The 6,611-nt window shown below is 59.4% G+C and carries 6 protein-coding genes; 3 read left to right on the forward strand and 3 right to left on the reverse strand.

All coding sequences use genetic code 11. The features are described 5' to 3' along the window. Positions 1-4: 4 nt before the first annotated feature. Positions 5-1,195 (reverse strand): DUF1173 domain-containing protein, encoded by a 1,191-nt coding sequence (locus AC1DJO_RS27160; protein ID WP_477973898.1) that lies wholly within the window; start codon positions 1,193-1,195, stop codon positions 5-7. Positions 1,196-1,469: 274 nt separating this feature from the next. Here AC1DJO_RS27160 and AC1DJO_RS27165 point away from each other — a divergent pair, with 274 nt between their 5' ends. After that, positions 1,470-1,634: a hypothetical protein gene (locus tag AC1DJO_RS27165; protein WP_310301170.1), complete on the forward strand. Its 165-nt coding sequence runs from the start codon at positions 1,470-1,472 to the stop codon at positions 1,632-1,634. A 63-nt stretch (positions 1,635-1,697) separates the two neighbouring features. Here the strand turns inward: AC1DJO_RS27165 and AC1DJO_RS27170 are convergent, their stop codons facing one another. After that, positions 1,698-2,117: a hypothetical protein gene (locus AC1DJO_RS27170; RefSeq protein WP_112390673.1), complete on the reverse strand. Its 420-nt coding sequence runs from the start codon at positions 2,115-2,117 to the stop codon at positions 1,698-1,700. Beyond that, complete coding sequence (locus tag AC1DJO_RS27175) at positions 2,114-2,824, reverse strand: ParA family protein (RefSeq protein WP_112390672.1); 711 nt, start codon at positions 2,822-2,824, stop codon at positions 2,114-2,116. Before AC1DJO_RS27175 ends, AC1DJO_RS27170 begins: the two co-directional genes overlap by 4 nt. Before the next feature lie 467 nt (positions 2,825-3,291). Between AC1DJO_RS27175 and AC1DJO_RS27180 the strand changes: the two genes are divergently transcribed. Together AC1DJO_RS27180 and AC1DJO_RS27185 are read left to right on the forward strand one after the other, a co-directional pair. After that, a complete protein-coding gene (locus tag AC1DJO_RS27180; protein ID WP_442210524.1) occupies positions 3,292-3,696 on the forward strand; it encodes a plasmid mobilization protein in 405 nt (134 codons plus the stop codon). Next, positions 3,696-5,942 (forward strand): relaxase/mobilization nuclease domain-containing protein, encoded by a 2,247-nt coding sequence (locus AC1DJO_RS27185; protein ID WP_112445790.1) that lies wholly within the window; start codon positions 3,696-3,698, stop codon positions 5,940-5,942. Before AC1DJO_RS27180 ends, AC1DJO_RS27185 begins: the two co-directional genes overlap by 1 nt. Positions 5,943-6,611 lie beyond the last annotated feature (669 nt).

Consider the following 6,611-nt stretch of genomic DNA (forward strand, 5'->3'; position numbering starts at 1 on the left):
ACGATCACGTCGGGATTGGCGGCATATCGCCCTCGACCACGCGCCAGACCCAGGCGCCAAGATCGGGCCGCGCTTCTATCATTTTCTTGAGTGCTTCCTCAAAATCAGCGCCGGCCGACGGCGGCACGATGTAGAGCGCATGCGGCCGCGGTTTCGTCTCCAGCAGCATCGCGTTGGCCAAAGGTCGGTTTCGGCCAAGGTTGAAACGCAGACCCTTGACCGACTTCAAGCGTAACCGCGTCAACCGCCCGACGAGTTTTTGCTCGAAAGCATTTTCGATCGGCAGCCACTGTTCACTGACGCACATCAGCGCGATCTCGTCGATGGTGACGATCCCGGCTTTGCCGCTGCCGATCGTCGCGATCAGCATCAGGTGCAGGTTTTCCCCGCTTTGCCAGAGAGCAAATTCCGCTTCGAAGCGGCGCTGCACGCTCTTCCAGGCCGTGTCTTCAAGATAAAGCCGGAAGCCCGGCATATGCTTGACCACCACGAGCCGGCCGTCTCTCGCCTCCGTAAATTCCTTGACCTCGCTGACAAGCAACATCAGGCGCTTCGGACCTTGCTGGAAAAGACCAGCCATCTTCTGCGCCTGCCTGTGTTCGATCGCTGTCTTATCCTCGGCCCTGAAAGGCTCGGGAATGAGCAACCGCTCCGACAGGCTCTCGCCGCGCACCGCCATGTTGCCGGCGGCCTCCAGCAGATGATGATAGACCTGCCACCAGTGGCGCTTTCCGGCCCAGTGCGCGGTCCATTCGGTCAGGCCGCTCTCATGCCACAGGAAATGCAACAGGGCGCGTAGCGACAGCTTTCTGCTTTCCGCTTTCACGCTTTCGCCGGTAGGTTCCGGTACGCCGGGACGATTGCTCCCGGCGCGCTTGGAAAGGGAAAAATCAAGCTTCAATGAGGCTGACCCGAGAGAGGCATCAATCTGGATTGCACTTCCCATCAGCGGGCCGAGCCCGGACAATTCGTAGGGCGGTTCATAGGAGGGACATGCTGGGTCATGGCCTTCACCGGAAAGCGGCATGCGCTTGATGACCAGTTGATTGCCGATATCTGCGATGTACATCGGCGCCGCCTGCTCACGGCAGAGACACAGCGGTCGGACTTTGGCGCGGTAGGCGCGGGCCAGCAGTCCCGCGAAATCCGGGTGATCCTCATCGCATTCGACACTATCGAACCGGAACCGCCTCATGGCAACGGCTGCCCGCAGCGGCCGATGGCAAGCAGGAAGGGGTGCCCAACGAGAGGGAAACCTGTCTGCTCAGACCGGGCGATTGTGCCGGGTGGGAAGAGCCAGCTCAAGGCCGCGCGGCCCCTCCGATTTTCTCTCCGTTCCGTTTCACTGCACTTCGACAAAATCGGTTCCTCCGCGCGCCGGCTCCGCCGGTCGTGTTCCACGAGCCTGGACCTGCCTCTCCCCACCCTGCGTGCCGCCGTCATCTTCCACAAACGTCAAGGAGACGACGATGACCATCGACCAGCATATCGAAGAACTGCGCGCTGAAGCCCGTAACGCCGAAACCACCTGGGAACGCCGGGCGCTTGAAGCCGAGCTCGACCTGGCGCTGGCCGAGCGCGAAGTCATCTGGGCCGAACTCGACGGCCGCATCGAGGTCGAGCCCCCATTTTGAGGCGGCCCACGGCGCGCTTGATCTGGACACGCCGGATCGACCGGCGTGTCCAGATGCTGCTGTTCAATAGCCGTTGTCTTCGAGATAGGTTTCAATGGCAGCCTGCATGATAACCGTCATCTTCACTTCGTTTTCATGAGCCGCTCTCACGAGACGCGCCTTCATCTCCTGCTCCAGCGGCACATTGACGTAAAATTTGATGGCGCGGTCTTTGGCGCGCTTCAGGCTTTTCAGGCGCCGCCGGGTATCGTCCTGATCGGCAGCCCGCTTTGCGCTTCGCCGTTGCCGCTCGTCTTCGGGAAGGCGCGGAAGCGCCGTTTGGCGGCCGCGGTCATTGTCGAGAGGCGCCGGAGCCTGATCGTGCAAATCGGCGGCTTGCTCGTCAGCGGCAACCTCAAGCCGGCCTTCGTTTGTATCCTGAACTGCAGGCTTTCGGCGTGGCGCGAGAGAGAACTGCTTGAAGTCGATCGCCCCTTTGTTCATGCCGCCGCCTCAGCCGGTCCGGCCACCTGGCGAATGTCGATCTCATCGACCAGCGCCTTTACTTCGAGACGCGCCTTCCGGACTGAGTCTGTCACGTCCTGCATCTGGAGTGTCCCGAGGCCGTTCTGGATCTCGCGATAGATATTGCGTTCGTAAAGCTCGGTTTCCAGAAGCATCGTATGGTAGTGCGCATCGAGAAGACCTGCCACGAACGGCCGGATGTAGCGATAGGCTTCAAGATTGCGGCCGGGCAGCGTGATACGGGTGCGCACGTTCATATGCACGATCGATAAACCGAGGCGATCGTTGATGTCGTTCACCTCAGCGACGGTTTGGCCGGCGGCCTCGATTTCCTTGATGCCCGGCTGTACCGGTGAAAGGACCACGTCCGACGATCGAATGATCGTCGTCTGCAGCACGCTATCGACACCGGGCGCATCGATCAGGACGACATCGAAAAAGCTGGCGAGCTTCTTCAGGAAATCGTCGATTGCCCGTTGGGTCGCCGCAATCGTCACCTCGATATTATCCGGTACATTGCCCTTGCTGTGGCAGAGCTTCCACCAGCCGGCCAGATTTTGACGGCTGTCGGCGTCAATCATCAGGACGCGCTGATCCGATAGAGCGTATTCGCCGGCAATCAACGTCGCCATCGTTGTCTTGCCGGCGCCGCCCTTGTTACTGACGACTGCATAGGTCCGAGGCATGACCTTCTCCCGCTACGGAACTGTTTCGGCGCCATGCTCGAAATATGAACTATAATAGGTCAAAAATTGCAGACGTCCAGTCGCTTTTTGCTTGGGTGCATCACATCCCAGATCATCCACTAGGTAGTCCGATGACACTCTTTCGAAGCATTGTCTCATATCTTGTGGAAGATCATCCGCACCCCATGAGTCCTCTAATTTTCACTATATAACTTTCACTTTCCTCTTTCCAGCAACGCTATCGATGTTTCACACGAGTTGGTCATGTGATGTGGAAGGGTCAAACTTCCGATGAGTGTTACGAGTATGAATGTGGCCTTTACGGTGCCAGGTTAAGTTTGGCTTTTATGAACTGAAATAGGTTATATTGGTTTGGCAGGATACGCAAATTTGTGATACAAATTTGCTGACGATCGGCGGACGGGCCGCCGATGCCGCCTGCGGCGAACACGTGAAGAGACGACGGCATGGTCGAAAATGGAAGGTCACGACCTGCGGTGCCTGCTGTCAAGGAGCGTAAGGAGCGTGTCGTCCATGCGCGTTTTTCCGCGCCAGAGCTCGCCGCTGTCGAAGTCGCAGCCAGGCAGTCGGAGATGTCGGTGTCGGCGTTTATGCGCTCATTGACGCTTGATGGTGCCGGCATCTTACCGTTCCTGTCGGAAGACGATCGGGTGGTTTTTGAGCTTCTTCATCGTGACCTGCGGGCCATTGGAGTGAACCTCAACAGTCTCGTTCGGCGCTCGTATCAACGTTCCGTTCCGGCAGACGCCATCGCTGACCTGCGCGAGCTGCAGCCCCTTGTCGCGGGCCTTGCTCTTGAGTTGCAGCGTCTCGCCAGCCGGCCAGGCCGTAGGATTGGACGTCGGGACTGATGGAAATTTTTCTCGGCGCCTTTACGGCGGAATGGGAGCAGCGCCGAGCGGCATACCTGCACGAGCGGTTGATCGGCCGAAATTCTCCCAGTGAGGAGGAAGAGCGCCGGCGGCGGGGAGTTGCTTCAGGCGGCGGCGTTGGCGGCCGTCTCAATGTCGGCGGGAGAGCCGCACGTGAAGGCCTCGCGTGGCCCGGGCCGGCGCCGCGTTCGATGGCAACACGGTTTGCCGGACTTGCCGGCGGAAGTCAGCCCGCGGTCGTGAAGATGACATCGTTCGGCGGCGGCGGACGCCTGGGCGCCATGGCGAGCTATATCTCTCGAAACGGCGATGTGGCGATGGAAAATCAGGCGGGCGAAGAACTGCGCGGCCGGGGGGCGGTCGCGGGCCTTTCTGAGGACTGGGCGCACCTGATGGGCAACCGTGCCGAGAGCCGCGACATCGGGACATTTCGTATCGACGTCAAGCGGAGGCCCGATGAAGGGCAGGCGCTGGACGCGTGGGCCCGCGATATCGTGAGTACGGCGCTGGGAAAGCGCTCGTTTGCATTCGCCGTGCAAGAGCGTCAGGACCATTACCGGATCGATGGTGTTGCCGTCTTGCGAGACCGGGCCGGCGAGCGGCTGACAGCTGATGAAAAGGCGCAAGAGATCGTTCAGGCGCGAATGTCGGAAAACGGGGGCCGATCGGCCGAGTTCCATTTTACCGGCTATGGCAATGGCGTCGAATATGGGACCGCACGTTTGCGCAAACTCGTCGAGCGAGCTGACGGTGGCGTTCGAGACAATCGCGGGGAGACGATAACGGACGCCAAACTGGCGGGCGATCTGGTGCAACTGCAGTGGAGGGGCGAACTGCATAGCCGCAAGCCGCGCGATGTAATGCACCTTGTCATGTCCGCGAGGGCCGGAACCGATGTCGAGGCTTTTCGCGCGGCGGCCCGAGAGTTCCTGGCGGCGGAGTTTGGTCAGCACCGGTACGTTTTCTCTCTTCATGATCCAGGTCAGGATCCCAAAACCGAGTCGGCCGGCGGTAAGCGACCGCACGTCCATGTTCACGCAATCGTTGCCATGCGATCCGAGGACGGCGAACGTGTCGAGACATCGATCGCATCTTTCCGGCGCTGGCGCGAAGGTTTGGCGCAGCATGCCCGCGAGCATGGTATACGGATGGAAATGACCGATCGCCGTGATCAGGCGAATGCTGCCTCCTATACCAAAAATCAGGTTCGCCCGATCAACCGGGAAGGCCGCACCGAGCATGTGGGAACGTCCGATAGCGCTGCGCGCCGATACGATAGAAAACGGCGCGAGGTCGTGACCTCAACGAGAACCTCAAAAAGCCAAGCCTATACTGAAACAGTTCACGGTGCCTGGGAAGACCTCGCACGAGACAGTGACGATATCGGCGCGTCTGAATTTGCAAAAAGCAGGATTTTCCGGGTTAATACAGCACTTGGAAGGCGAGAGTTCGTCGCCGAAAAGCAATCGGGCGAGCGCGAAAACGGCTCGCAATTCCAAACCAAATTGGTTAGTATTTTTGAGGTTGCGGAGATCGAAAACATGAGCACCATGACACGATCGGAATTCGAGGCGTACGAAAAACGCGTTGAGACCGCCCTTTTCCAGGCGGAGCGGATCATGCCGCGGGATGATCGGAGCAATTTCGAGGAAATTGCCGCGGCCGCCCGGGAGCACGTCGATGTTCGTCGCGAGATGATGGAACTGGCGGAGCAGGTTGAGGATCGCGCGCCAAGCAGCGGGTCGGCCAGACCGGACGACGCCAATCGTCAGTGGGATGAGGCTGTTGCACGCCACGGGCCCGAAGCCGTCGAGGTTGGAAACAACATCATGGTCGAGGTCGAATATTATCGCGAGCGGATCGAATTGGCTGACGATGACGAAATTCGAGCCGATAAGGCGTCCTTGCAGGCGAGCTTGAACTTTGAGATGGCGACGGCAGCCGAGCTCGGCGCCTCGGGCAATAGCTATCTGCGCGAGATTGCAGAGGCTGACGAAGAACTGCGTGTGGCAATCGCAGCGGCCGAGCGCTCGCGCAATCGGGCGAAGGACCGCGCCGACGATGACCGAGCTGGACGCGCAAATGGTTACGGTGAACAAGACGCGTCGCTGCATGGAAGTGGCGGCGAAAATCGAACCGTCCCTGCCAAACAGCTCGTGCCGAGATCGGAAGAGCTTCAGCACGAGGCCGAGCAAAAACGCGATCGGGACGAACAGGAACGATAGGGGAATGCGGCATGCACCCGAAATTATCATGGGCAGGCTGGAGCATGAGAGGCGGATCGTTCGCTACGCCTGCTCAACGCGCGCGTCTCCGCCTTTCTCGACCATTTGAAAAGCTCATTCCCCGACGGGACGCCGGATGAACTTTCGGCCTTTATCTACGGATGATTTCGGGACACGGGAAAGGCGTCCAGCATACTTCGCCGTGCGCATAGCCCATCCGTTCGCGTCCCATCGCGCACTGCCGTTGTAGCTTTGCAAAGCCCGCGCTCCTGAGCCGAACTGCTCGACGAGTAACGTCCGCTTGAATCTGTCACTGCAATCGGAGCGTACCTTCTCTTGGAAGTTTCAAGATCGCGTCCGTAAAGTTGCGTGGATCGAAGGGGGCACACAAGGTGAAGGCGGGTGTGCTTCCTTATGCTATCATGGCTTTGGTTGCCGCGATGCGGGGATAGTCTCGGAAGTCATCGAATTTGTGCCGATTGATGAAAGCGAATGTTTGAAATACCCGGTGGTCTCCCTAGCGCCGATATCGTTGAAAAACTCGCCGCATTAGCTGCTCATCCGCCCATTTTGATTTTCCGGGCGGAGTACCAACGCGTTTCTGCCCCGCGCCTCGGCGCAGGGTCTCAATTCATGCCGCTCTCATGCGGCAATGACGCCATATGACGT

The organism is Rhizobium sp. 05N430 (genome assembly GCF_056396985.1).

Excerpts from the sequence above, each read along its gene's own strand:
- AC1DJO_RS27160 (WP_477973898.1), bottom strand. The coding sequence starts at position 1,195 with ATGAGGCGGTTCCGGTTCGATAGTGTCGAATGCGATGAGGATCACCCG.
- AC1DJO_RS27165 (WP_310301170.1), top strand. The coding sequence starts at position 1,470 with ATGACCATCGACCAGCATATCGAAGAACTGCGCGCTGAAGCCCGTAAC.
- AC1DJO_RS27170 (WP_112390673.1), bottom strand. The coding sequence starts at position 2,117 with ATGAACAAAGGGGCGATCGACTTCAAGCAGTTCTCTCTCGCGCCACGC.
- AC1DJO_RS27175 (WP_112390672.1), bottom strand. The coding sequence starts at position 2,824 with ATGCCTCGGACCTATGCAGTCGTCAGTAACAAGGGCGGCGCCGGCAAG.
- AC1DJO_RS27180 (WP_442210524.1), top strand. The coding sequence starts at position 3,292 with ATGGTCGAAAATGGAAGGTCACGACCTGCGGTGCCTGCTGTCAAGGAG.
- AC1DJO_RS27185 (WP_112445790.1), top strand. The coding sequence starts at position 3,696 with ATGGAAATTTTTCTCGGCGCCTTTACGGCGGAATGGGAGCAGCGCCGA.